The sequence below is a fragment of the Variovorax sp. PBL-E5 genome (assembly GCF_901827185.1).
Taxonomy (GTDB): Bacteria; Pseudomonadota; Gammaproteobacteria; order Burkholderiales; family Burkholderiaceae_C; genus Variovorax.
The window spans coordinates 2,499,706-2,522,525 of record NZ_LR594671.1; the positions used below are offsets into that span (position 1 = coordinate 2,499,706).

The 22,820-nt window shown below is 68.1% G+C and carries 21 protein-coding genes; 14 read left to right on the forward strand and 7 right to left on the reverse strand.

Annotation, left to right across the window (positions count from 1 at the left end; genetic code table 11):
• The first annotated feature begins 1 nt into the window (after nt 1).
• The 3 genes from WDLP6_RS12185 to WDLP6_RS12195 are packed head-to-tail and all read left to right on the forward strand — an operon-like array spanning nt 2 to nt 3,572.
• Nucleotides 2-1,120, forward strand: coding sequence for a mandelate racemase/muconate lactonizing enzyme family protein (locus WDLP6_RS12185; RefSeq protein ID WP_269475595.1), 1,119 nt, complete (start codon nt 2-4; stop codon nt 1,118-1,120).
• Nucleotides 1,117-2,580: a sulfatase family protein gene (locus tag WDLP6_RS12190; protein ID WP_162592552.1), complete on the forward strand. Its 1,464-nt coding sequence runs from the start codon at nt 1,117-1,119 to the stop codon at nt 2,578-2,580. The genes WDLP6_RS12185 and WDLP6_RS12190 overlap by 4 nt, the downstream gene beginning before the upstream one ends.
• 44 nt (nt 2,581-2,624) lie before the next feature.
• On the forward strand, nt 2,625-3,572 hold the full coding sequence (locus tag WDLP6_RS12195) for a Bug family tripartite tricarboxylate transporter substrate binding protein (protein WP_162592553.1): 948 nt from the start codon (nt 2,625-2,627) through the stop codon (nt 3,570-3,572).
• Nucleotides 3,573-3,628: 56 nt separating this feature from the next.
• Here WDLP6_RS12195 and WDLP6_RS12200 read toward each other — a convergent pair whose 3' ends face one another.
• A complete protein-coding gene (locus tag WDLP6_RS12200) occupies nt 3,629-3,859 on the reverse strand; it encodes a hypothetical protein (protein ID WP_162592554.1) in 231 nt (76 codons plus the stop codon).
• 145 nt (nt 3,860-4,004) lie between these two features.
• Between WDLP6_RS12200 and WDLP6_RS12205 the strand changes: the two genes are divergently transcribed.
• From WDLP6_RS12205 to WDLP6_RS12220, 4 genes are read left to right on the forward strand one after another with little or no spacing between them, the layout of a single operon-like run.
• Nucleotides 4,005-5,474, forward strand: a complete 1,470-nt coding sequence (locus WDLP6_RS12205; protein ID WP_162592555.1) for a cobyric acid synthase — start codon at nt 4,005-4,007, stop codon at nt 5,472-5,474.
• The gene (cobT, locus tag WDLP6_RS12210) at nt 5,471-6,514 is read left to right on the forward strand and encodes a nicotinate-nucleotide--dimethylbenzimidazole phosphoribosyltransferase (protein ID WP_162592556.1); all 1,044 of its coding nucleotides are present in this window, start codon (nt 5,471-5,473) and stop codon (nt 6,512-6,514) included. Before WDLP6_RS12205 ends, cobT begins: the two co-directional genes overlap by 4 nt.
• On the forward strand, nt 6,511-7,308 hold the full coding sequence (locus tag WDLP6_RS12215; protein ID WP_162592557.1) for an adenosylcobinamide-GDP ribazoletransferase: 798 nt from the start codon (nt 6,511-6,513) through the stop codon (nt 7,306-7,308). Before cobT ends, WDLP6_RS12215 begins: the two co-directional genes overlap by 4 nt.
• Nucleotides 7,305-7,853: a histidine phosphatase family protein gene (locus tag WDLP6_RS12220; protein WP_162592558.1), complete on the forward strand. Its 549-nt coding sequence runs from the start codon at nt 7,305-7,307 to the stop codon at nt 7,851-7,853. Before WDLP6_RS12215 ends, WDLP6_RS12220 begins: the two co-directional genes overlap by 4 nt.
• Nucleotides 7,854-7,866: 13 nt before the next feature.
• Here the strand turns inward: WDLP6_RS12220 and nth are convergent, their stop codons facing one another.
• Complete coding sequence (nth, locus tag WDLP6_RS12225) at nt 7,867-8,511, reverse strand: endonuclease III (RefSeq protein WP_162592559.1); 645 nt, start codon at nt 8,509-8,511, stop codon at nt 7,867-7,869.
• 77 nt (nt 8,512-8,588) lie between these two features.
• Between nth and WDLP6_RS12230 the strand changes: the two genes are divergently transcribed.
• Together WDLP6_RS12230 and WDLP6_RS12235 are read left to right on the forward strand one after the other, a co-directional pair.
• Entirely contained in the window at nt 8,589-9,776 is a 1,188-nt protein-coding gene (locus WDLP6_RS12230) for an aminotransferase-like domain-containing protein (RefSeq protein WP_162592560.1), read from the forward strand.
• Nucleotides 9,777-9,784: 8 nt separating this feature from the next.
• A complete protein-coding gene (locus WDLP6_RS12235) occupies nt 9,785-10,090 on the forward strand; it encodes a DUF6172 family protein (protein ID WP_162567392.1) in 306 nt (101 codons plus the stop codon).
• 4 nt (nt 10,091-10,094) lie between these two features.
• Here the strand turns inward: WDLP6_RS12235 and WDLP6_RS12240 are convergent, their stop codons facing one another.
• The 3 genes from WDLP6_RS12240 to mfd are packed head-to-tail and all read right to left on the reverse strand — an operon-like array spanning nt 10,095 to nt 15,555.
• The gene (locus WDLP6_RS12240) at nt 10,095-11,357 is read right to left on the reverse strand and encodes a cystathionine gamma-synthase family protein (RefSeq protein ID WP_162592561.1); all 1,263 of its coding nucleotides are present in this window, start codon (nt 11,355-11,357) and stop codon (nt 10,095-10,097) included.
• Nucleotides 11,354-12,073 (reverse strand): phosphoserine phosphatase SerB, encoded by a 720-nt coding sequence (gene serB, locus WDLP6_RS12245; protein ID WP_162592562.1) that lies wholly within the window; start codon nt 12,071-12,073, stop codon nt 11,354-11,356. Before serB ends, WDLP6_RS12240 begins: the two co-directional genes overlap by 4 nt.
• Entirely contained in the window at nt 12,070-15,555 is a 3,486-nt protein-coding gene (mfd, locus tag WDLP6_RS12250; protein ID WP_162592563.1) for a transcription-repair coupling factor, read from the reverse strand. The genes serB and mfd overlap by 4 nt, the downstream gene beginning before the upstream one ends.
• Before the next feature lie 103 nt (nt 15,556-15,658).
• Between mfd and ispD the strand changes: the two genes are divergently transcribed.
• Both ispD and ispF read left to right on the forward strand, forming a co-directional pair.
• Nucleotides 15,659-16,369 carry a 2-C-methyl-D-erythritol 4-phosphate cytidylyltransferase gene (gene ispD / locus WDLP6_RS12255; RefSeq protein WP_162592564.1) on the forward strand — a complete coding sequence of 237 codons (711 nt, stop codon included), beginning with the start codon at nt 15,659-15,661 and terminating at the stop codon, nt 16,367-16,369.
• Complete coding sequence (gene ispF / locus WDLP6_RS12260; protein WP_162592565.1) at nt 16,366-16,851, forward strand: 2-C-methyl-D-erythritol 2,4-cyclodiphosphate synthase; 486 nt, start codon at nt 16,366-16,368, stop codon at nt 16,849-16,851. Before ispD ends, ispF begins: the two co-directional genes overlap by 4 nt.
• Here the strand turns inward: ispF and WDLP6_RS12265 are convergent.
• Both WDLP6_RS12265 and ompR read right to left on the reverse strand, forming a co-directional pair.
• A complete protein-coding gene (locus WDLP6_RS12265; protein WP_162595068.1) occupies nt 16,842-18,275 on the reverse strand; it encodes a sensor histidine kinase in 1,434 nt (477 codons plus the stop codon). The two genes, ispF and WDLP6_RS12265, sit on opposite strands and share 10 nt — an antisense overlap.
• A gap of 79 nt (nt 18,276-18,354) precedes the next feature.
• On the reverse strand, nt 18,355-19,086 hold the full coding sequence (gene ompR / locus WDLP6_RS12270; protein ID WP_106558408.1) for an osmolarity response regulator transcription factor OmpR: 732 nt from the start codon (nt 19,084-19,086) through the stop codon (nt 18,355-18,357).
• A 173-nt stretch (nt 19,087-19,259) separates the two neighbouring features.
• Here ompR and WDLP6_RS12275 point away from each other — a divergent pair, with 173 nt between their 5' ends.
• The 3 genes from WDLP6_RS12275 (at nt 19,260) to WDLP6_RS12285 (ending at nt 22,790) form a co-directional block, all read left to right on the forward strand.
• Nucleotides 19,260-19,601: a hypothetical protein gene (locus tag WDLP6_RS12275; RefSeq protein WP_162592566.1), complete on the forward strand. Its 342-nt coding sequence runs from the start codon at nt 19,260-19,262 to the stop codon at nt 19,599-19,601.
• Nucleotides 19,602-19,698: 97 nt separating this feature from the next.
• Nucleotides 19,699-20,367 (forward strand): SIMPL domain-containing protein, encoded by a 669-nt coding sequence (locus WDLP6_RS12280; protein WP_162595069.1) that lies wholly within the window; start codon nt 19,699-19,701, stop codon nt 20,365-20,367.
• A 230-nt stretch (nt 20,368-20,597) separates the two neighbouring features.
• A complete protein-coding gene (locus tag WDLP6_RS12285; RefSeq protein ID WP_174259935.1) occupies nt 20,598-22,790 on the forward strand; it encodes a RelA/SpoT family protein in 2,193 nt (730 codons plus the stop codon).
• The last annotated feature ends 30 nt before the right edge of the window (nt 22,791-22,820 follow it).

A 22,820-nucleotide genomic window follows, 5' to 3' on the forward strand; every position in this document is an offset into this window, starting at 1 on the left:
CATGGGGGTTTCTGTCTACCGGGTACCGGTGGAGACGCCTGTGCAAACGTCCTTCGGTATGCTGAACGACCGCGCCGCGGTCGTGGTCCACGTGACGGATGCAGACGGTGCGCAAGGCTGGGGCGAGGCTTGGTGCAACTTTCCGACGGTGGGCGCCGAGCACCGGGCGCGGCTGCTGATGGCCACTGTCGCGCCGCTTGTTCTTTCGCGCGCCTGGCAATCGCCGTCCGAATGCCATGCGGCGATCGAACGAGCGATTCGCATCCTGGCGATCCAGTCGGGCGAACCCGGCCCCCTGGCGCAAGTGGCAGCGGGTGTCGACATCGCGCTGTGGGATCTCGTCGCGCAACAGGCCAGGCAGCCGCTGTGGCGCCTGCTTGGTGGAACGTCGGCTCGCGTCGAGGTCTATGCCTCCGGGCTCAATCCCACGCAGCCCGAGCGCCTCGCGGCGGCCAAGGCGCAGGAAGGCTATACGAGGTTCAAGCTGAAGGTGGGCTTCGGCGCCGAGCGCGACGAATCCAACCTCGCCACGCTGAGAGCCGCGCTGGGCGAATCGGCGACGCTGATGGTCGACGCGAATCAGGCCTGGGATGTCGAAGAGGCCGTGCACATGTCGCAGCGGCTCGAGAGCTTCGGTCCGATCTGGCTGGAAGAGCCCCTCGCCGCCGATGCGCCGCTCGATGCGTGGGTGCAGCTCGCGCGCACAAGCGCGATTCCTCTTGCCTCCGGGGAGAACCTGCGCGGAGGCGACTTCGGCCGCTTCCTCGCGTCCGGTGCGCTCAAGGTTCTGCAGCCCGACGTGGCGAAGTGGGGCGGCTTCAGCGGCTGTCTTCCTCTGGGAAAGCAGGCGGCAGCGTCATCGGCATGGCTGTGCCCGCACTGGCTGGGCGGCGGCATCGGGCTGCTTGCAAGTCTGCACCTGAAGGCGGCGATCGGCGGCGACGGTTACGCTGAAGTCGACGCCAACCCCAATCCCTTGCGCGAGTTGCTGGCCGGCGCGCTGCCGCCGGTTCGCGAAGGCGCCATCACCCTCGGCGACGAACCCGGCCTCGGCGCGCGGCCGCGGATCGAAGCGCTCCGGCCCTATCTCACGCTGCAAGACACAAGGACCAAGACATGAACGAGAAACCCAACATCATCCTGATCATGACGGACCAGCAGCGCCACGACACCATCCATGCACTGGGTGCGCCGTGGATGAAGACCCCGGTGCTCGACAGGCTCGCGCGCGAGGGCGCAGCGTTCACCAACTGTTACGTCACCTCGCCCGTGTGCGTGGGTTCGCGGGCGAGCCTGTTCACCGGGATGTACCCGCACGCGACGGGCGTCTTCACCAACTTCCATCCGTGGGAGCCGACATGGGTGCGGTGCCTGGCCGATGCCGGCTACCACTGCGTGAACATCGGCAAGATGCACATCAACCCGTACGACGCCAAGGGCGGATTTCATCAGCGCTTCTTCATGGAGAACAAGGACCGCCCGCTCTTCCTGCACGAGCACCCGCGCGCGCTGTATGACGAATGGGACAAGGCGCTGCACGCGCGCAAGTTGCAAAAGCCGAGCCGCTACACGCGTTTCTCGGAGGATCCGCAGGCCTACCGCAATGCGCTGGGGGCCTTTCCCTGGCAGTTGGACGAAGACATGCACTCCGACATGTTCGTCGGCGACAACGCCGTGTGGTGGCTGAGGGAGCGCCAGTCGGCCGCACCGCTGTTCCTGCAGATCGGTTTTCCGGGGCCGCATCCTCCGTACGATCCGTTGCCGCGCTATCTCGAACAGTACGAGAACGTGGACATCCCGGTGCCGGAGACCAGCGATGAAGAGCTCGCCGCCCAGCCGGCATCGCACGGCCAGCTGCGCAGTAACATGATTCGCAACAACTACGACTCCGTGTCCTGGAAAGACCGGCCGTCGAAGGACGAACTGCTGCGAGTCCGCCGCCACTACGCAGCCAACGTCACGATGATCGACGACAAGGTCGGCGAGATCATGCAGGTGTTGGACGAGCGCGGCTATCTTGAGAACGCCATCGTCATCTTCACGTCGGACCATGGCGATGCACTTGGCGACCATGGCCACATCCAGAAATGGACGATGTACGAGGGCTCGGTGAAGGTGCCGCTGATCATCTGGTCGAAGTCGATGGTGGGCCAGCGCATGAACGATTCGCTGGTCCAGCTCATGGACATCGCGCCGACCGTGCTCGAAGCCGCGGGCATCACGCCGCCGACGTCGTTCGAAGCGAAGTCGCTGTGGCCGATCCTCAAGGGAGAAGCGCCTGCGATCCGCACCGAGGCGTATTCGGAACTTGCGCGCGACCACATCCAGACCGGCGCGGAGTACATGGTGATGCGCCGCGACGAGCGCTGGAAGGTGGTGTTCTACCTCGGAGAGAACTACGGCGAGCTCTACGACCTGCACACGGATCCAGGCGAGCTGAGGAACCTGTGGAACGCCTCCGAGCACGAGGAATTGCGCGAGCGACTCGTCAAGGATCTTCTCGTGTGGTCCCTGCGCGGCTCCATTGCGAGCCGCCAGCAATCGACGCCCCAACCGCAGCAGCCCATGCTGATCTCGTGAAATCCAGGAGACTCGAAATGATTATTTCCCGCCGCGATCTGATGATGACCTTCGCCCTGGCCGCCTGCGCGCTGCCTGCCGGCGCCCAGCAAGCTTTTCCGTCGCGGCCCGTGACGCTGGTCGTGCCGTTTGCGGCCGGAGGCGTCGTCGACGTCGTGGCGCGGATGGTGGGCCAGAAGATGTCAATCGCCCTCGGCCAGCCCGTCGTGGTGGAGAACAAGCCGGGCGCCGGCGGCACCATCGGCGCCACTTACGTCGCCAAGGCAAAACCCGACGGCTACACCATCCTGCTGGGCGGCTCGGCCACACAGGTCTTTGGTCCCGCCCTCTACAAGAACCTCCACTACGACGCGAAGAAGGACTTCGCGCCGGTGGGGCAGATCAGCTCGGGGCCGCTCGTGCTGGTCACCGGCTCCAAGGTGCCTGCCGTGGATGTGGCCGAGCTGACGAAGTACCTCAAGGAGCAGGGCGTACGTGCGTTCTACGCCAGCAACGGCAACGGTACCTTTCCGCATCTGGCCGCGGAACTGTTCAAGCAGGCCAACAAGCTTTCCACGGCGCATATTCCCTACAGCGGAGGGCCGGCTGCACTCACCGCACTGATCAGCGGAGACGTGGCGTTTTCGATCAACCATATTCCCGTGGTCCAGGCCATGGTGAAGGCCGGCAAGATTCGCGCGCTGGCGACCACCGGCAAGAAGCGTTCGGTGGCGTTCCCCCATCTTCCGACGCTGGACGAGTCGGGCATGAAGGGCTTCGAGGCCAACGCGTGGTGGGGCCTCTTCGCGCCCGCAGGCACCGCTGCCGGGGTGGTGAAGCAACTCAACACTGCCTTGGCCACCGCGCTCAAGGATCCGGCCGTGCGGACCGCGCTCGAAGCGCAAGGCGACGAGGTGGCGTACAGCGGCCCGAAGGACTTCGCAGCTTTCGTTCAGGCCGAATCGATCAAATGGACCCAGGTGGTGAAAATCGCGGATCTGAGGCTCGATTGAGCGACGCAGCACGCGGTTGAAGTCGGGTTTGCCTGCAGGTCGAACCCAGCCGCCTTCTAGCCCGCTGGTTCGGACCTGCGCACCGCCTGCGCTTGGACCAGCCTGCGCAGCGCCGCGACACCGAACACCAGCGCGCTCGAATAGCTCGACTGAGGCGCCGAGGCGCAATGGAGCGGCCGGTAGTGGATGGCATCCGGCGAGTCACTGTCCGCTGCTTCGACCAGGACCCAGAAGAATTGATTCGTGGCGCGCTCTTCCACCGTGAGCGCGATATCGCGTAAGGGCATGGACCGTGGCTCTCTCACCTCGTTGATTCAGGGCGAGTACGGCCAAGGCGCGTCGATGGATTCGCCCGTAACGGCTTGCCGTGCCGAAGCGTGATGGATGTCACGGCCGGCCGGCGTCCGCCGGGTGGTAAAGGACAATGCGCCGATGAATCCAAACAAGGGACCTGGCCAGGCCCGCTGCGTGATGGTGCTCGGCACCACCAGCGGCGCCGGCAAGAGCTGGCTGGCCACCGCGCTGTGTCGCTGGTATGCACGGCAGGGCCGCAAGGTGGCGCCGTTCAAGGCGCAGAACATGAGCAACAACGCGCGGGTCGTGGCCGGCGGCGAGATCGGCAGCGCGCAGTATTTCCAGGCGCTCGCGGCCCGCGCCGAGCCCGACGTGCGCATGAACCCGCTGCTGCTCAAGCCCGAGCGCGACACGCACAGCCAGGTGGTCCTGATGGGGCAGGTGGATGACGCGCTCTCGGCGCTGCCGTGGCGCGGCCGCAGCGAGCGTGTCTGGCCACGGATCGCGCAGGCGCTGGACGCATTGCGCGCCGACCACGAGGTCGTGGTGATCGAAGGCGCCGGTTCGCCGGCCGAGATCAACCTGATGGCCAGCGACATCGTCAACCTGCGCGTCGCGCGGCATGCCGATGCGCGCTGCCTGCTCGTGACCGACATCGACCGCGGCGGCGCCTTCGCGCACCTCTACGGCACCTGGGCGCTGATGCCCGAGGACGACCGTGCGCGGCTCGCCGGCTTCGTGCTCAACAAGTTCCGCGGCGATGCGGCGCTGCTCGCGCCCGCGCCGCAGCAATTGCAGGAACTCACCGGCGTTCCGACCGTCGCGACGCTGCCGATGTGGTGGCAGCACGGCCTGCCCGAAGAGGACGGCGTGTTCGACGACCGCAGCGTGTCGGCGGGCGAGGTCACCCGCACCATCGCCGTGATCGCCTATCCGCGCATCAGCAATCTCGACGAATTCCAGCCGCTGAAGAACATCGCCGGCGTGCGCCTGCGCTGGGCGCGCAGCCCGGCCGATGTGGCGGGCGCGGACTGGATCATCCTGCCCGGCTCCAAGCACACCAGCAGCGATCTCGCATGGCTTCGTTCGCAGGGCCTCGACCGCGCGGTCGCCGCCCATGCGGCGCGCGGCGGCGGGGTGCTGGGCGTCTGCGGCGGCTTGCAGATGCTGGGCGAGGCGCTGATCGATCCGCATGGCGTGGACGGCAATGGTCCCGGCCTCGGGCTGCTGCCGCTGGTCACGGTCTTCGCGCCGGACAAGACGGTGCGGCATCGCGAAGCCGCGTTCGGCGCGTTGACCGGGCCGTGGGCCGCGCTGTCCGGCCTGGCCGTGCGCGGCTACGAGATCCATCATGGCCGCACGGCCGAGCACGCCGCGATGGCGGCCGCCGGCGAGCGCGCCATCGCCGTGATGCCGGACGAGCTCGCTTGGCAGAATGGCACGGGCAATGTGCTCGGCCTCTATCTGCATGGGCTGTTCGAGGATGCGGGCGTGTTGCGGGCGCTGTTCGGCATTGCCGCGCGCTCGCTCGACACCGTGTTCGACGGCCTGGCCGACCATATCGATTCCCACTTTGACGCGGGCGTGCTGCGCTCCCTGATCCAATGACACTCGAACTTCCTCCCATCGACGACCTGAACGATGCGGCGCTCGCCACGCGGCTGCAGCATCTGCTGGACAACAAGACCAAGCCGGTCGGCGCGCTCGGCCGGCTGGAGACGCTGGCCTTGCGGCTGGGGTCGATCCTCGGCAGCGAGTCGCCCGCGCTGATTGCGCCGCAGATGCTGGTCTGCGCCGGCGACCATGGCCTTGCGGCGCGTGGCGTGTCGGCCTATCCGAGCGACGTGACCTGGCAGATGGTCGAGAACTTCCTGGCCGGCGGCGCGGCCGTGAGCGTGCTGGCGCGCCAGCATGGGCTCGCGCTGACCGTGGTGGACTGCGGGGTGCGGCACGACTTCGCCGCGCGCGAAGGATTGCTGATCCGCAAGATCGCGCCGGGCACCGCCGACGCATCGCTCGGCCCCGCCATGACCGAGGCGCAATGCGAAGAGGCCATCGCCAACGGCATGGCGATCGTTCGCGCGCTGCCCGGCAATGCGGTGCTGTTGGGCGAGATGGGCATCGGCAATTCGTCCGCAGCCTCGATGCTGCTGGCGCGGCTCACCGGCCAGGACATCGATGGCTGCACCGGTGCCGGCACCGGCCTCGACGCGGCCGGACGCGCGCACAAGCGCAAGGTGCTGCGCGGCGTGCTGGAACTGCATGCCGATGCGAACGCGCCGCTCGCCGCGCTCGCGGCCTTCGGCGGTTTCGAGATCGCGACGCTGGTCGGCGTGGTGCTGCAGGCGGCCGAGGAGCGGCGCGTGATCGTGGTGGACGGCTTCATTGCCAGCGCGGCCGTGCTCGTGGCCCATGTGCTGCGCCCGCAGATCCTGCAGCGCTGCGTGGCGGCGCATGAATCGGCCGAGCCGGGCCATCGGCTGCTGCTGAGCTGCCTCGGGCTGACGCCTCTGCTGCAACTCGACCTGCGGCTTGGCGAAGGCTCGGGCGCGGCGCTCGCGTGGCCGCTGCTCGAATCGGCCTGCCGCATCCTGCGCGAGATGGCGAGCTTCGAATCGGCCGGCGTCTCCAAGCAGGACACGCCGTGAATGGCGTGCGCCACTTCCTGCTGGCGCTGCAGTTCTTCACCCGCGTGCCGGTGACCGGGCCGCTGGCCGGCTGGGTCGGCTTCAGCCCGGCGATGCTGCGTGCGAGCGCGGCGCATTTTCCGGGTATCGGCTGGCTGGTCGGCGCGGTGGGCGCGGGTGTTTTCGTCGGCGCGCAGGCCGGGCTGCCGGGCCTCGGCGGTGCAGTGGCTGCGGCCGTGCTGTCGACTGCGGCCACCGTGTGGATGACGGGCGCCTTCCACGAAGACGGACTGGCCGACGTGGCCGATGGACTCGGCGGCTCGGCCGACCGCGCACGGGCGCTCGAGATCATGAAGGACTCGCGCATCGGCGCCTTCGGCGCCATCGCGCTGGTGCTTGCGCTGGGCCTGAAGGCCGCATTGCTGGCCGTGCTCGCGGGGCAGGGCCCTGCGTGCGTGGCCGCCGCGCTCGTCGGCGCGCATGTGCTCTCGCGCCTCGCGCCGTTGTTCCTGATCCGGTGGCTGCCCTATGTCGGCGATCAGGGCGCGGCGAGCAAGGCCAAACCGCTGGCCGATGCGATCGGCGGCGGCGCCTTGCTGGTGGGCATCGCCTGGTCGGTGCCGGCGGCCGCGCTCCTGCTGTGGGTGATGGGTGCGCTGCATGGAGGGATGGCCTTGCTGCTGGGCGCGCTCGCCACGGTGTGCGTGGCGCGGCTGCTGCAGCGCCGGTTGCAGGGCTTCACCGGCGACGGCCTGGGCGCGACGCAGCAGGTCTGCGAACTCGCGCTCTACCTTGCGCTTGCGTGGCGCGCATGAAGCTGCGCCTGGTGCGCCATGCACAGACCTCGGCAGCGGCCGGCCTTTGCTACGGCCGGACCGACGTGCCGGTGCCGCCCGAGGCGACACGGGCAGTGGCCGAGCGCATCGCGCCGGACTTGCCGGCCGGCATCGCCATGGCGTGCTCGCCCTTGCAGCGCTGCGCCGGCCTCGCGCAGGCGCTCTCGGCACTGCGGCCCGATCTGCATCCGCATGCCGACCCGCGGCTGGCCGAGATGGATTTCGGGATCTGGGAGAAGTCGCCGTGGTCCGCGATCGACCGTGCCGGGTTCGATGCCTGGATGCGCGACTTCGCCGACCTGCGTGCCGGCGGCAGCGGCGAGAGCACGCGCCAGTTCATGCAGCGCGTCGGCGAGGCCTTCGATGCATGGCGCGCAACCGGTCGCGATGCGGTGTGGGTCACGCATGCGGGCGTGATCCGCGCCGCGTGGCTGCTGCATGAAGGCGTGCGTTGCGTGGCCCGTGCGGACCAGTGGCCGTCGCAGCCGATCGCCTTCGGCGAGTGCGTGACGATCGAGGCCTGAAGCGCAAGCGCGCTCAGGCCTTGGGCGCCGGCGTCTTCGGCTTGTAGTCGCACCAGGGCGCCACCGCGCAGTCCCAGCAGCGCGGCTTGCGCGCGATGCAGACGTAGCGGCCATGCAGGATCAGCCAGTGGTGTGCATGAAGCCGGTATTCGGGCGGCACGCGCTTCTCGAGCTTGAGCTCGACCTCGAGCGGCGTCTTTCCGGGCGCCAGACCGGTGCGGTTGGCGACGCGGAAGATGTGGGTATCGACCGCCATGGTCGGCTCGCCGAACGCGACGTTGAGCACCACGTTGGCCGTCTTGCGGCCGACACCGGGCAGGGCTTCGAGCTCGGCGCGTGTCCTTGGCACTTCGCCCCCGTGCTGCTCGACGAGCATGCGGCAGGCCTCGATCAGGTGCTTGGCCTTGCTGCGGTAGAGACCGATGGTCTTGATGTAGCCCTCGAGCCCTTCGACGCCGAGGTCGAGGATGGCCTGCGGCGTGTTCGCGACCGGATAGAGCTTGCGCGTCGCCTTGTTCACGCCGACATCGGTGGCCTGCGCCGACAGCAGCACGGCGGCCAGCAGCTCGAAGGGGGTCGTGTATTCGAGCTCGGTTTCCGGCGTCGGGTTGGCGGCCTGCAGGGTGGCGAAGAAGAGGCTGATCTCAGATTTTTTCATCGTGAGGCGCAGTCTATGGCTTGTGCGCGCGGACTTGCGACAATGGCGCCCTGCAACTCCCGAACAGAAGGTTCTTCATGCAATTCGCATCCCGCCTCGACAACGTCGAAACCTCCGCCATCCGCGAACTTTTCAAGCTGCTCGGCACGCCCGGCATCATCAGCTTCGCGGGCGGCTTTCCCGACAGCGCGATGTTCGATGTCGAAGGGTTGAAGGAGGCGAGCGCGAAAGCCCTGTCCGAGGAACCCGGCGGCGCCCTGCAGTACGGCGCGACCGAGGGCTACGAGCCGCTGCGCACGCAGTTGTCCGCCTTCATGAAGAGCAAGGGCGTCGATGTCGCGCCCTCCGGCCTGATCGTCACCACCGGCAGCCAGCAGGCGCTCGATCTGCTGGGCAAGACGCTGATCTCGCCCGGCGACAAGGTGATCGTCGAAGGGCCGACCTTCCTGGCGACCATCCAGTGCTTCCGCCTCTACGGCGCCCACCTGATCAGCGCGCCGATCGACGCCGACGGCGTGCGCACCGACGAGCTCGAAAAGCTCATCGCCGAACACAAGCCCAAGTTCGTCTACCTGATCCCGACCTTCGGCAATCCGAGCGGCGCGATGCTGAGCCTGGAGCGGCGCAGGAAGGTGCTCGAGATGGCGGTCAAGCACCAGACGCTGATCGTCGAGGACGACCCTTACGGCGATCTCTATTTCGGCAAGGCGCCGCCGCCCTCGATCATGTCGCTGACCCAGGACGTGCCGGGCAGCCGCGAACTGGTCGCGCATTGCGGCTCGATGAGCAAGGTGCTGAGCCCGGGCCTGCGCATCGGCTGGATGATCGCGCCGGCGGAACTGCTCGCCAAGGCGACCATGTGCAAGCAGTTCAGCGATGCGCACACCAGCACCTTCGCGCAGGCGACGGCCGCGCAGTACCTCAAGAGCGGCCGCATGCCCGACACGCTCGCCAACGTGCGCAAGGTCTACGGCCAGCGCGCGCTGGCCATGGGCGCGGCGCTGAAGCGCGAGCTGGGCGACGCCATCACCTTCGAGCAGCCGGGCGGCGGTCTGTTCTTCTGGGCGCGCCTCACCGGCGCCAACGGCAAGATCGCCGATGCCAACGTGCTCGCCAAGCGCGCGATCGAGAAGCTCGTGGCCTTCGTGCCGGGCGCACCCTTCTTCGCCGAGAAGCCCGATGTGGCGACGCTGCGGCTGAGCTTCGCGACGGCCAACGTCGAGAAGATCGAGGAAGGCATCGCGCGCCTCGGTGCGGCGCTGTAGGCTTCCCCATGAGAAAAACTTTTCAGCTGCGACCCGAAGGCAAGAACCCCGACCGGGTCCTGGATGCCGTCAAGCACGAGATCCGCAAGTACCTCAAGCGCGAGCGCGCGCATGCCTTGCCCGAGGGCGCGGACTTCTGGGATTTCGATTGCCGCTTCGGCCTTTCGGCCGAGACCGCCGAAGCCGTCCATCTTTCCGCGCTCATCGGGCGGGTGGATGGCGTCGCGAAAGAGGGCGGTGCGCAGGCCTATGTCGAGATCCTGGCCCGGCCCGGCCAGCGAACGGCGCGGCCGGTCGAGCCCGCGGCCGAGTAGGTCGTCAGCGCAGCGCCTGGTCGAAGTCCTCGATCAGTTCGTCCGCCGCTTCCAGGCCGACCGAGACGCGCACCAGTCCGTCGGCGATGCCCATCTCGGCGCGCACGGTGGGGCCGGCCTCCCAGAAGATCGTCGGCGCGACCGGAATGATCAGCGTGCGGTTGTCGCCCAGGCCGGTCGCCTTGATCGGCAATTGCAGGCGGTTCAGCACTGCCGGCATGCGCGCGCGGTCGCGCAGCTCGAAGCCGAGGAGCCACGACCCGGCCTTGAAATGGCGCTTCGCCATCGCATGCTGCGGATGGCTTTCCAGCATCGGATAGTGCACGGCCGCGATGGCCTCGTGCGCCTGCAGGTGGCGCGCCAGCGAGAGCGCGGTGGCGCTGGTCTGCGTGACGCGCAGTGCGAGCGTCTCGGCGCCGAGACTGATGCGGTGCGCCTGCTCGGGCGAGAGCGATGCGCCCATGTCGCGCAATCCCTTCTTGCGGATCTGCATCAGCCCCCACTGGCGCGCGTCCGACTTGCGGTAGCTCGGTGCGATGTTGGGATAGTCCTGCCAGTCGAATTCGCCGGTGTCGGTGACCGCGCCGCCGAGCGCGGCGCCATGGCCGGCGATGGTCTTGGTGAGCGAGTTCACGACCAGCCCGGCGCCCACGCGCTTCGGCCTGAAGAGCGCGGGCGAGGTGATGGTGTTGTCGACCACGTAGAGCAGGCCGTGCTCGCGGCACAGCGCGCCGATGGCGTCGAGGTCGGGGATCTGCGTGCCGGGGTTGGCGATGGTCTCGACGAACACCATGCGCGTGTTCGGGCGCAGCGCGGCGCGCACGTTCTCCACCGAACAGGCATCGACCTTGCTGACCGCGACGCCCAGGTCCTGCAGCGTGCCGAACAGGCTGTTGGTGTTGCCGAAGACGAAGGCGCTGGAAACCACGTGGTCGCCCGCGCGCAGCAGCGTGAGAAAGACCGCGGACAGCGCGGCCATGCCGGTCGAGAAACACAGCGTGCCGAGGCCCTGTTCGAGCTGCGTGATCTTCGCTTCCAGCGCCGCCGTCGTCGGCGTGCCCTGGCGGGCGTAGTTGAAGCTGTTCTTCAGGGTGCCCTGGAACACGCCGATCAGGTCCTCGACCCGATCGAAGCCGTACTGGACCGAGGTGTGGATCGGCTTGTGGATGGCGCCGTGCTCGACGCCGAAGCGCCGGTCGCCATGCACCGTGGCCGATGCGGCGGGCGCGGCCTCGTCCCGTGCATTGTCCTTGCTGTCCTTGCTCATGGCTTCTCCGTGAAGATGTCGAGCAGGCGGTCGAGGCCGCCTTCGTTGATCGCGACCATCGCCTGTTCGCGCACCCTGGGCTTGGCGTGGTAGGCCACCGAGAGCCCGGCCTCGGCCATCATCGGCAAATCGTTGGCGCCATCGCCGACCGCAATGACCTCGGCCGGCGAGATGCCCAGCAACGACGCGACTTCCAGCAGCGTGCGGCGTTTTTCCGCGCCGTCGCAGATATCGCCCCAGCTTTGTGGCGCGACGCGGCCGGTGAGCTCGCCATCGGCTTCGTCGAGCAGGTTGGAGCGTGCGAAGTCGATGCCCAGGCGTTCCTTCACGCGGTTCGCGAAGAAGGTGAAGCCGCCCGACACCAGCAGCACCTTGAGACCGGCCGCCTTGCAGACCGCGACCAGTTCGGCCGCGCCGGGGTTGAGCCGCAGCCGCTCGTCGTAGACCCGCTGCAAGGCATCGACCGGCACGCCCTGCAGCAGCGCGACGCGGCGGCGCAGGCTTTCCTTGAAGTCCTTGATCTCGCCGCGCATCGTGGCCTCGGTGATGGCGGCGACCTCGGCCTTCTTGCCGGCCGCGTCGGCGATCTCGTCGATGCATTCGATGTTGATCAGCGTCGAGTCCATGTCGAAGCAGATCAGCTTGAAATCGGCCAGCGCGAGCGGTGGCGTGAAATGCCGGACGATCAGGCCGGGCGATATGTCGTGGGCGGTCATGCGGCGGTCGCTTCCTGTACTTTGGGCTGGCCGAGGCTGCGCAGCACGTCGCGCACCATCTGCGCGCGGTCCTTCGGTTCCTTGAGTTCGCGCTCGATGCGCAGCTTCTCGTTGCCGGCCAGCTTGATGTGCTTGTTCTTCTGGATCAGGCTGATGATGTGCATCGAATCGATCGGCGGATCCTTTCGGAAGGTGATGTGGATCACGCCCGGCGCCGCATCGACCTTGAGCACGCCGTAGGGCCGCGCGAGCACGCGCAGCCGGTGCATGTCGATCAGCGTCTGCGCCTGCGGCGGCAGCTTGCCGAAGCGGTCGACGATTTCCTCCAGCAGGGTGTCGATCTGATCGGGCGTCTTCGCGGTGGCGAGCTTCTTGTAGAAGGACAGGCGCAGGTGCACGTCGCCGCAGTAGTCGTCGGGCAAGAGGGCGGGTGCATGCAGGTTGATCTCGGTCGTCACGTTGAGCGGCGACAGCAGGTCGGGCTCGCGGCCCTCCTTGAGCGAGCGCACGGCCTCGGCCAGCATCTCGTTGTAGAGCTGGAAGCCGATCTCCATCATGTTGCCGCTCTGGTTCTCGCCCAGCACCTCGCCGGCGCCGCGGATCTCGAGGTCGTGCATCGCGAGGTAGAAGCCCGAGCCCAGTTCCTCCATCGCCTGGATGGCATCCAGCCGCTGTGCGGCCTGCTTGGTCAGGCCATCGATGTCGGGCACCATCAGGTAGGCATAGGCTTGGTGATGGCTGCGGCCGACGCGGCCGCGCAGCTGGTGCAGCTGGGCCAGGCCGAACTTGTCGGCGCGGCTCATGACGATGGTGTTGGCGGTCGGCACGTCGATGCCTGTCTCGATGATGGTCGAGCACAACAGCAGGTTGTAGCGCTGGGCGACGAAGTCGCGCATCACGCGCTCCAGCTCGCGCTCGGGCATCTGGCCGTGGGCGACTGCGATGCGCGCCTCGGGCAGGATCTCCTCGAGCTTCTGCCGCCGGTTCTGGATCGTCTCGACCTCGTTGTGCAGAAAGTAGACCTGGCCGCCGCGCTTGAGCTCGCGCAGCACGGCTTCGCGGATCACGCCCGTGCCTTCCGTGCGAACGAAGGTCTTGATCGCGAGGCGGCGTTGCGGCGCGGTGGCGATCACGCTCAGGTCGCGCAGGCCTTCGAGCGCCATGCCCAGCGTGCGCGGGATCGGCGTGGCGGTGAGCGTGAGCACGTCGACCTCGGCGCGCATCGCCTTCATGGCTTCCTTGTGGCGCACGCCGAAGCGATGCTCCTCGTCGATGATGAGCAGGCCCAGGTTCTTGAACTTGACCGACTGCGACAGCAGCTTGTGCGTGCCCACCACGATGTCGATGGTGCCGTCGGCCAGGCCCTTGGCGGCGGTGTTGATTTCCTTGGTCGAGCGGAATCGGCTCATCTCGGCGACCTTGACCGGCCACTTGGCGAAGCGGTCGACCAGCGTCTGGTGGTGCTGCTCGGCCAGCAACGTGGTCGGCGCCAGGAATGCGACCTGCTTGCCGCCCGTCACCGCGACGAAGGCGGCGCGCAGCGCGACCTCGGTCTTGCCGAAGCCGACGTCGCCGCAGACCAGCCGGTCCATCGGCTGCGGCGAGATCATGTCGTGGATCACGGCGTGGATCGCGGCCTTCTGGTCGGCGGTCTCGTCGAAGCCGAAATCGTTGGCGAAGACTTCGTAGTCGGCGGCCGAGAAGCGGAAGGCATGGCCTTCGCGCGCCGCGCGCCGTGCGTAGATGTTGAGCAGCTCGGCCGCGGAGTCGCGCACCTGTTCGGCGGCGCGGCGCTTGGCCTTTTCCCACTGGCCGGAACCGAGCTTGTGCAGCGGCGCCTCGTCGGCGCTGACGCCGGTGTAGCGGCTGATCAGGTGCAGCTGCGAGACGGGCACGTAGAGCGTGGCCTTGTCCGCGTATTCGAGGTGCAGCATTTCCTGCACCAGCGGCTTGCCGTCGGCATCGACGCCCTGGCCGAGGTCCATGTTGACGAGGCCGCGGTAGCGCCCGATGCCATGCGCGGAATGCACGACCGGATCGCCGATCGCGAGTTCGCTCAAGTCCTTGATCAGCGCCTCGACGTCGCTGACCTGCTCCTGCTTCTTGTTGCGGCGCCGGGTCGCCGGCGCGGTCGCGAAGAGCTCGGTCTCGGTGACGAAGTCGATGCCCTGTTCGCGCCACGCGAAACCGGCGACCAGCGCGGCGGTTGCGATGCCTGTCTTCTCGTCGGGCGAGGCCTCGAACTCGGCCAGCGAATCGAAGGCCGGCGGATGGATGCCGCTGGCGCGCAGGAAGTCGAGCAGGCTCTCGCGCCGGCCGTCGCTCTCGGCGATCAGCAGCACGCGGTGCGGCGTGGCGGCGATATGGGCCTTGAGCTTGACCAGCGGATCGTCGGCGCCGCGGACAACGGCGAAGGCGGGGAGCGGCTCGAACTCGGCGTAGGGCGTGGCCGCGTCGTCCGGCCCCGATCGGATCGCCAGCTGCGCATGCGGCTTGGCGCGCTGGTAGAACTGCTCGGCGTTGAGGAACAGCGCCTCCGGCGGCAGTGCCGGCCGCTCGGGGTCGCCGCGCACCAGCCGGTAGCGCTCGTGGGTGTCCTGCCAGAAATGCTGGAACGCGGGCTCGAGCTCGCCGTGCAGCACCACGGTGGTGTTGGCGCCGAGGTAGTCGAAGACGCTCGCGGTCTCCTCGAAGAAGAGGGGCAGGTAGTACTCGATGCCGGCGGTCGCGACGCCGTTGCCCATGTCCTTGTAGATACGGCTGCGCGTCGGGTCGCCTTCGAGGAGTTCGCGCCAGCGGCTGCGGAAACGCGCGCGCGCATCGTCGTCCATCGGGAATTCGCGGCCGGGCAGGAGGCGCACTTCGGGCACCGGGTAAAGGCTGCGCTGGGTGTCGGGGTCGAAGGTACGGATCGAGTCGATCTCGTCGTCGAACAGGTCGACGCGGAATGGCACCTGCGAGCCCATCGGGAACAGGTCGATCAGGCCGCCACGCACGGCGTACTCGCCGGGGCTCACGACCTGCGTCACGTGGCTGTAGCCGGCCAGCGTGAGCTGCGCCTTGAGCTTCGATTCCTGCAGCTTCTGCCGGGTCTTGAAGTGGAAGGTGTAGCCAGCCAGGAAGGCCGGCGGCGCCAGCCGATAGAGGGCGGTGGTGGCCGGAACGAACACCACGTCGGCCTCTTTCTGGCTGATGCGCCAGAGGGTGGCAAGGCGTTCGCTGATCAGATCCTGGTGCGGCGAGAAGCTGTCGTAGGGCAGCGTCTCCCAGTCCGGGAACAGGGCGCAGCGAAGCTCGGGCGCGAAGAACGCGATCTCGTCGATCAGCCGTTGCGCGTCGTTGGCGTCGGCGGTGAACACGGCGGTCGCGCGGTCCGCCTTCTTTTCGCGCTCGGCCAGTTGCGCGAGCAGCAGGGTGTCGGCCGACAACGGAGGCCGTGGGAGCGTGAAGCGCTTGCCGGCTGAGAGAGGGGGGAGGTCCATGAAGTGCCTGGGAAATGCAGAACACCCCGCGCCGTGCGGCGAGGGGTGTGACCAGCGATTCTAGAATGGCTGCCCCATCGCCGCTGGCCCGTGCCAAAGCTCCATGTCCCTCTCGCGCCTTTATGTGTTGATCCCCTGTGCCGGCGCGGGCAGCCGCGCGGGCGGCACGCTCGCCAAGCAATACCAGCGGCTCGCGGGGCAGCCCATGGTGGCGCACACGATCGAGGCCTTTCGCGCATTGACGGGTGTCTTCGCGGGCATCGCGCTGGTGGTGTCGCCCGACGACAAGGAGGTGGGCACCGCACTGCCGCATTTCCCGGCCGAGGGCGAACACCTGCTGCGGGTGGGCGGCACCACGCGGGCCATCACCGTGCGGCAAGGTCTGCGCGCCTTGCGCGATGTCGGCGCCGGCCCGCACGACTGGGTGCTGGTCCACGATGCCGCGCGCTGCCTCGTGACGCCGACGCAGATCGAGGCGCTGATCGCCGCCTGCGAGCACGATGCCGTCGGCGGCCTGCTGGCCCATCGCCTGGCCGATACGCTCAAGGCCGCGACGCCCGAAGGCCGGGTTGCCGGCACGCTGATGCGGGCCGACAAATGGCTCGCACAGACGCCGCAGATGTTCCGTATCGGCATGCTGCTCGATGCGCTGGAGCGCGCCGGCGATGCGGTCACGGACGAGGCGGGCGCGATCGAGGCGGTCGGGCTCGCGCCGCTGCTGGTGCCGGGCGGCGCGCAGAACCTGAAGCTGACCTATGCGGAGGACTTCGCGCTGGCGGAGGCGGTGCTGCACAGCCGGAGCGCGATGCCATGACGGCCTTCCAGATGCGTGTCGGTGAAGGCTGGGACATCCACCAACTGGTGGCGGGCCGCAAGCTGATCCTGGGCGGCGTCGAGGTGCCGCACCCCACGGGCCTGCTCGGACATTCGGATGCCGACGTGCTGCTGCATGCGATCACCGATGCGCTGCTCGGCGCGGCCGGCCTCGGCGACATCGGCCGGCATTTCCCCGACACCGATGCACAATTCCGCGGCGCCGATTCCGCCGTGCTGCTGGCCGAAGCCGCGCGCCGCGTGCGCGCCGCGGGCTGGCAGATCGGCAACATCGACAGCACCGTGATCGCGCAGGCACCCAAGCTCGCACCGCACATTCCGGCGATGTGCGCGCGCATCGCGGCGGTGCTCGGGCTGGCGGTCGACGAAGTCAACGTCAAGGCCAAGACGGCCGAAAAACTGGGTGCGGTGGGCGAAGGAAAAGCGATGGAGGCGCGCGCCATCGCCCTGATTCATCGCTGAGGCGTCGGCGGCTTCGCTGTCACCGGTTTGGCCGCCGGCACGTCCGCCTTGGAGGATGCCGCACGCGGCATGCGGATGTGCGCCGCAAGGCCGCGGCCCGGCGTGCTGGTGAGCGCGAAGGTGCCGCCCATGCGTTCGATGTTCTTGGTCACGATCGACAGGCCGAGGCCAGCGCCGGCCGCCGAGGTGCGGGCCACGTCGCCGCGGAAGAAGGGCTTGGTCAATTGCGACAGCAGCGCGGGCGCGACGCCGGCGCCGTGGTCGCGCACCTTGATCAGCACGGCGTCGTTGTGCGCCTGCGCCTGGATCGTGATGTCGGCTACGCCGGTGGCGGCTGACTTGCCGTAGCGCCGCGCGTTCTCGATCAGGTTGGAGATCACGCGCTGAAGCTCAACCTCGTCGGCCATCACCCGCAGGTCGGCTGGCATGTCGACGGTGATCTTGATGTCCTCGTGGTCCTGCACCGCGTAGGCGCAGGCATCGATCACGTCGCGCAGCAGCACCGGCTTGAACTCGACGTGGTCGGGCCGCGCGTAGTCGAGGAACTTGTCGATGATGGCGTCGAGCTGCGCGATGTCGGCCGCCATGTGGTCGCGCGCATCCTCGTCGGCCACGCTCATTTCGGTTTCGAGCCGCAGCCGCGCGAGCGGCGTGCGCAGGTCGTGCGAGATGCCGGCCAGCATCACGGCGCGGTCCTGCTCGATCTTGGCGAGCTGGTCGGCCATGCGGTTGAAGCCGACGTTCACCGCGCGGATCTCGTTGGTGCGGGCCCGTTCGTCGAGCCGGTGCGCCTCGTACTCGCCCTCGCGCACCTGCAGCGTGGCCTGCGAGAGCTGCTTGAGGGGCCGGTTGATCAGCCGCGTGATCAAGGCCGCACCGGCCAGCGACAGCACCATCGTCGTCGCCAGCCAGACCAGCCAGGTGCGCTGGTCGAGCCGGCTGAAGCGCGTGGGGTCGAGCAGCAGCCAGTAGGCATCGCTCTCGATCGTGAAGCCGATCCAGAGCCCGGGCTCGTCGTTGACGCGGCTGGCGATGGTGGTGCCTTCGCCGAGGCGGTCGATCAGCTCTTCGGTGACGCGCTGGTCGAGGGTGCCGCTGGTGTAGGGCAGGAAGCGGTCGACCGGCTCGCGCGGCAGGATGCGCACGCCTTCCTGGTCGGCCAGGGTCTTGATCAGCGACACGCGCGTGATGGCGTCGGAATACACCAGCGCGGCGCGCGTGAGGTTCACCAGCGAGGCGATCTGGTGCGCGGTCTGGATGGCGCGCGGCTCGTACTCGAGCGCGCGGAAGGTCTGCAGCCAGGCGACCGTGCAGCCGATCAGCAGCAGCACCAGCAGGAAGAATGTGCGCCAGAAAAGACTCAGGCCGAGCTGCAGCCGCGCGCGGCGCCTCGGCGGGCCGAGGTTCTCCAGCGGACTTGGCAGCGTGACCTGCGGGCCGTCGTCCGCCAAGGGGCTGGGTGACGTTGTCCTGGGGCCGAGGGCGGCCACGTCGGTCAGCTTCTCAGGTCGTGCCGTCCGGCACGAACACGTAGCCGACGCCCCACACCGTCTGGATGTAGCGCGGCGCGGCGGCGTCGGATTCGACCAGCTTGCGCAGGCGCGAGATCTGCACGTCCAGGCTGCGGTCGAAGGGTTCGAACTCGCGGCCGCGCGCCAACTGGGCGAGCTTCTCGCGCGACAGCGGCTGCCGCGGATGGCGCACCAGCGCCTTGAGCATCGCGAACTCGCCGGTGGTCAGCGAGAGTTCCTCGCCGTCCTTCCTGAGGGTGCGCGAACCGAGGTCGAAGCTGAAGGGGCCGAAGTTCACGGTTTCGTTGTCGGTCGACGGCGCGCCTGGCGCCTCGAGCGGCGGCCGGCGCCGCAGCACGGCATGCACGCGTGCCAGCAGTTCGCGCGGATTGAAGGGCTTGCCGAGGTAGTCGTCGGCGCCGACTTCGAGGCCGACGATGCGGTCCACGTCCTCGCCCTTGGCGGTGAGCATGATGATCGGCGTGCGGTCGTTGGCGGCACGCAGGCGGCGGCAGACGGACAGGCCGTCCTCGCCGGGCATCATGAGGTCGAGCACGATCAGGTCGACGGTGTCGCGCAGCAGGATGCGGTTGAGGGCCTTGCCGTCTTCCGCCACGATGACCTCGAATCCTTCCTGGGTCAGGTAGCGGCGCAGCAGGTCGCGGATGCGCGCGTCGTCGTCGACGATCACGATCTTGTCTGTGCGGGCGGGAGCTTGATTCATTTCAACAACGCTGAATTTGTAACAGCACCAATTCTGAGGGTGTTGGGGTGCCATTGAGCGCCTTTTACCTACTCCTTGACACTAAGTTACAAAACTTGCGGGCGCTAGCCGTCCAGACGTTTGCGCGTAGCTCGGAGATGGCACAGTGACTCCACATGCCTGACCGATCCTCCATGAAGCCGACTCTTCTCACCTTGCCCTTTCTGCTCGCGAGCCTGTGCCTTTCGGCCTGGGCCGACTCGGTGGAGGTGCTGCCTGCGAGCGGACCCCGCCGCAGCGAGCTGCGGGACGCGGTGGATGCGCACCGGGCCGCCAGTCGCGATGAGGTGCGGCGCGAGGAGGCAGCGGCCGGCCGCCATCTGACGCCTGCCGAACTGGCCGAACTGCGCGAGCAGGTGCGCCGCCAATGGATGCCGCGCTCGCAGGTGGTTCAATCGGCGGAATCGCAGCCGGCCGAGCGCATGGTGCCCAATCCTATGATGGGCGGCGGCACGCTGCCGGGCCAGCGTCCTTGAGCGTCGCGCCCTGCGGGGCGAGCCGCGCTTTCTCTCATTCACTTCGGGATTTCCTGCCTTGAACCATTTCAGACGGATTGCGGCTTGCGCCGTATTGATGTGCTCGGGTGCCGCGTGGGCGCAGGGCGCGCCATGGACACCACCGCAGAACGTGTTGCAGCTCTCGGCCAGCGGGACGGTCGAGGTGCAGCAGGACCTGCTGAGCATCACGCTCGCCACCACGCGCGACGCGGCGGACGCGGCAACGGTGCAGACACAGCTCAAGACGGCGCTCGATGCCGCGCTGGCGGAGGCGCGCAAGAACGTGCAGCCGGGCGAGTTCGACGTTCGCACGGGCAACTTCAGCCTGTCGCCGCGCTACACGCGCGAGGGCAAGATCAACGGCTGGCAGGGCTCCGCCGAACTGGTGCTCGAGGGCAAGGACTTCCCGCGCATCACGCAGACCGCAGGCCGGATCTCCACGCTGTCGATCGGCAACATCGGCTTCGGCCTGAGCCGCGAACAACGGGCCAAGGTCGAGACCGAAGCGCAGACCCTGGCGATCGACAACTTCAAGCACAAGGCGGACGAGCTGGCCAAGGGCTTCGGCTTCGGCGGCTATACCCTGCGCGAAGTGTCGGTCAATGCGAACCAGGGCGGCCCCATGCAGCCGCGGATGATGGCGATGTCGGCCTCGGCCAAGATGGCATCGGACGCGCCGGTGCCGGTCGAGCCCGGCAAGACCAGCGTGGTCGTCAACGTCTCCGGATCGGTGCAGTTGAAATAGCGGCGGCTGCCGCTTCCGAACCCCGCGGCAAGTACGGGTTTGGGGTCGAGCGCATGGGGTGTCTCCGAATGAATTAGGATGCACCGAGACATTCATTTTCTTCGCGATTTTTCCCGTCCCATGACCGAGCCTGCATCCCCTCCCATCGCCTGTGGGTCTTGCGGGCCGGCCCGATGGAGGGCGCCGTGAAACGCGAGCAATCCCTGCAAGTGACTGGCGCGCCGGATCCCATGGTGGTCGACTACCCGCTGTCCGCGGCGACCGCCGAGCGCAGCCCGGTGATGGAGAACATGCTGGCGCGCGCCCGCGCCTTTGCCGAGCCGCTGATCGCCGACGAGATGCTCGACACCGGGGAGAACACGCTCTCGCATGCCGATGCGGTGGCGACGATCGTCGCGCGCATGGGCGGCTCCGAGGCCATGCAGGCAGCGAGCTACCTCGTCTACTCGTGCCAGCACCTGAACCGGCCGCAGGAAGTGATCGCCAAGGTGTTCGGCAACAACTTCGCCGCGCTCGCGGTCGAGACCACCAAGCTCGTGCACGTGCAGAAGCAGGCGCGCTCGGCCACTGCGAGCGCGCATCTGGCCGACGGCGCCGGCTCGCAGACCGAGAACGTGCGCAAGATGCTGCTGGCCTTCTCGCGCGATCTGCGCGTGGTGATGCTGCGGCTGGCATCGCGCCTGCAGACCCTGCGCCATGCGGCGGCCAGCAAGAAGCCGGTGCCCGAGGGTGTCGCGCGCGAATCGCTGCAGGTGTTCGCGCCGCTGGCGAACCGGCTGGGCATCTGGCAGGTCAAGTGGGAGATCGAAGACCTCTCGTTCCGCTTCCTGGAACCCGAGACCTACAAGCTCATCGCACGGCTGCTCGACGAGAAGCGCATCGAGCGAGAGGGCTATGTCGAACAGTTGCGCGCGCGGCTCGAGCGCGCGCTGGCGGGCGAGGGCATCAAGGCCACGGTGCAGGGCCGGCCGAAGAACATCTACAGCATCGTCAAGAAGATGCGCGGCAAGTCGCTCGACTTCGGGCAGGTGTTCGACATCATGGCGCTGCGTGTCGTGGTCGCCGACGTCAAGGACTGCTACGGCGCGCTGGCCTGGGTGCATTCGCATTTCCAGCCCATCGACGAGGAGTTCGACGACTACATCGCGCGGCCCAAGCCCAACGGCTACCAGTCGCTGCACACGGTGGTGCGCGAGGTGGTCGACGGCCACGCGGGCAAGCCGATCGAGATCCAGATCCGCACCGAGGAAATGCACGACCATGCCGAGCACGGCGTGGCGGCGCACTGGGCCTACAAGGAAGCCGGCCACAAGGGCTATGCGGGCGTCTGGGCGAGCGGCGAGTACGACGCCAAGATCGCGGTGCTGCGCCAACTGCTGGCGTGGGAGCGCGACCTGTCGGGCGGCTCGCAGGGACAGGGCCTGTTCGACGACCGCATCTACGTGCTGACGCCCGATGCGGCCATCGTCGAATTGCCGCAGGGCGCCACGGCGGTCGACTTCGCCTACACGGTCCACACCAGCCTGGGCCATCGCTGCCGCGGCGCGCGCGTCGACGGCGCGATGGTCCCGCTCAACACGCCGCTGCAGAACGGGCAGACGGTCGAGATCATCGCCGCCAAGGAAGGCGGCCCCTCGCGCGACTGGCTCAATGCGGAGCTGGGCTATCTCGCGAGCCATCGGGCGCGCGCGAAGGTCCGGGCCTGGTTCAACGCGCAGATCACGCACGAGACCGTGGCGCGCGGCCGCGAGGCGGTCGAGAAGGTGCTGCAGCGCGAAGGCAAGACGGCGCTGAAGCTCGACGATCTCGCATCGCAGCTCGGCTTCAAGGCCGCGGACGATCTGTTCGAGGTGGTGGGCAAGGACGAGTTTTCGCTGCGCAACATCGAGATGCTGCTGCGGCCGCCCGAGCCCGCGCCCGGGCCCGACGACGGCGTGATCATCAAGAAGGCGCGCGCTGGCGGCAACGCGGGCAAGGGCGGCGTGCTGGTGGTCGGTGTCTCGTCGCTGATGACGCAGCTCGCCAAGTGCTGCAAGCCCGCGCCGCCCGATGCGATCCGCGGCTTCGTGACGCGCGGCCACGGCGTCAGCATCCATCGCGCGGACTGCAGCAACTTTCGCATGATGGCCACGCGCGACCGCGAGCGCGTGATCGACGTGGAGTGGGGCGCGCAGAAGCCGGATGCGGGCTCGGTCTATGCGGTCGACGTCGCCGTCGAGGCGGCCGACCGGCAAGGCCTGCTGCGCGACATCTCCGACGTGTTCGCGCGCGAGAAGATGAACGTGATCGGCGTGCAGACGCAGTCCGTCAAGGGCACGGCGTGGATGACCTTCACCATCGAGATCGCCGACGCCGCGCGGCTTGTGCAGGTGCTTCACGTGGTCGCTTCGGTGGCCGGCGTGCGTTCTGCGCGGCGACGCTGAAAAAGCGCTCTCGCGGCCTGCTACAATTCG

What these genes read in the sequence shown, in the direction of transcription:
- WDLP6_RS12185 (WP_269475595.1), top strand. Translation starts at nt 2, where the DNA reads ATGGGGGTTTCTGTCTACCGGGTACCGGTGGAGACGCCTGTGCAAACG.
- WDLP6_RS12190 (WP_162592552.1), top strand. Translation starts at nt 1,117, where the DNA reads ATGAACGAGAAACCCAACATCATCCTGATCATGACGGACCAGCAGCGC.
- WDLP6_RS12195 (WP_162592553.1), top strand. Translation starts at nt 2,625, where the DNA reads ATGACCTTCGCCCTGGCCGCCTGCGCGCTGCCTGCCGGCGCCCAGCAA.
- WDLP6_RS12200 (WP_162592554.1), bottom strand. Translation starts at nt 3,859, where the DNA reads ATGCCCTTACGCGATATCGCGCTCACGGTGGAAGAGCGCGCCACGAAT.
- WDLP6_RS12205 (WP_162592555.1), top strand. Translation starts at nt 4,005, where the DNA reads ATGAATCCAAACAAGGGACCTGGCCAGGCCCGCTGCGTGATGGTGCTC.
- cobT (WP_162592556.1), top strand. Translation starts at nt 5,471, where the DNA reads ATGACACTCGAACTTCCTCCCATCGACGACCTGAACGATGCGGCGCTC.
- WDLP6_RS12220 (WP_162592558.1), top strand. Translation starts at nt 7,305, where the DNA reads ATGAAGCTGCGCCTGGTGCGCCATGCACAGACCTCGGCAGCGGCCGGC.
- nth (WP_162592559.1), bottom strand. Translation starts at nt 8,511, where the DNA reads ATGAAAAAATCTGAGATCAGCCTCTTCTTCGCCACCCTGCAGGCCGCC.
- WDLP6_RS12230 (WP_162592560.1), top strand. Translation starts at nt 8,589, where the DNA reads ATGCAATTCGCATCCCGCCTCGACAACGTCGAAACCTCCGCCATCCGC.
- WDLP6_RS12235 (WP_162567392.1), top strand. Translation starts at nt 9,785, where the DNA reads ATGAGAAAAACTTTTCAGCTGCGACCCGAAGGCAAGAACCCCGACCGG.
- WDLP6_RS12240 (WP_162592561.1), bottom strand. Translation starts at nt 11,357, where the DNA reads ATGAGCAAGGACAGCAAGGACAATGCACGGGACGAGGCCGCGCCCGCC.
- serB (WP_162592562.1), bottom strand. Translation starts at nt 12,073, where the DNA reads ATGACCGCCCACGACATATCGCCCGGCCTGATCGTCCGGCATTTCACG.
- mfd (WP_162592563.1), bottom strand. Translation starts at nt 15,555, where the DNA reads ATGGACCTCCCCCCTCTCTCAGCCGGCAAGCGCTTCACGCTCCCACGG.
- ispD (WP_162592564.1), top strand. Translation starts at nt 15,659, where the DNA reads ATGTCCCTCTCGCGCCTTTATGTGTTGATCCCCTGTGCCGGCGCGGGC.
- ispF (WP_162592565.1), top strand. Translation starts at nt 16,366, where the DNA reads ATGACGGCCTTCCAGATGCGTGTCGGTGAAGGCTGGGACATCCACCAA.
- ompR (WP_106558408.1), bottom strand. Translation starts at nt 19,086, where the DNA reads ATGAATCAAGCTCCCGCCCGCACAGACAAGATCGTGATCGTCGACGAC.
- WDLP6_RS12275 (WP_162592566.1), top strand. Translation starts at nt 19,260, where the DNA reads ATGAAGCCGACTCTTCTCACCTTGCCCTTTCTGCTCGCGAGCCTGTGC.
- WDLP6_RS12280 (WP_162595069.1), top strand. Translation starts at nt 19,699, where the DNA reads ATGTGCTCGGGTGCCGCGTGGGCGCAGGGCGCGCCATGGACACCACCG.
- WDLP6_RS12285 (WP_174259935.1), top strand. Translation starts at nt 20,598, where the DNA reads ATGGTGGTCGACTACCCGCTGTCCGCGGCGACCGCCGAGCGCAGCCCG.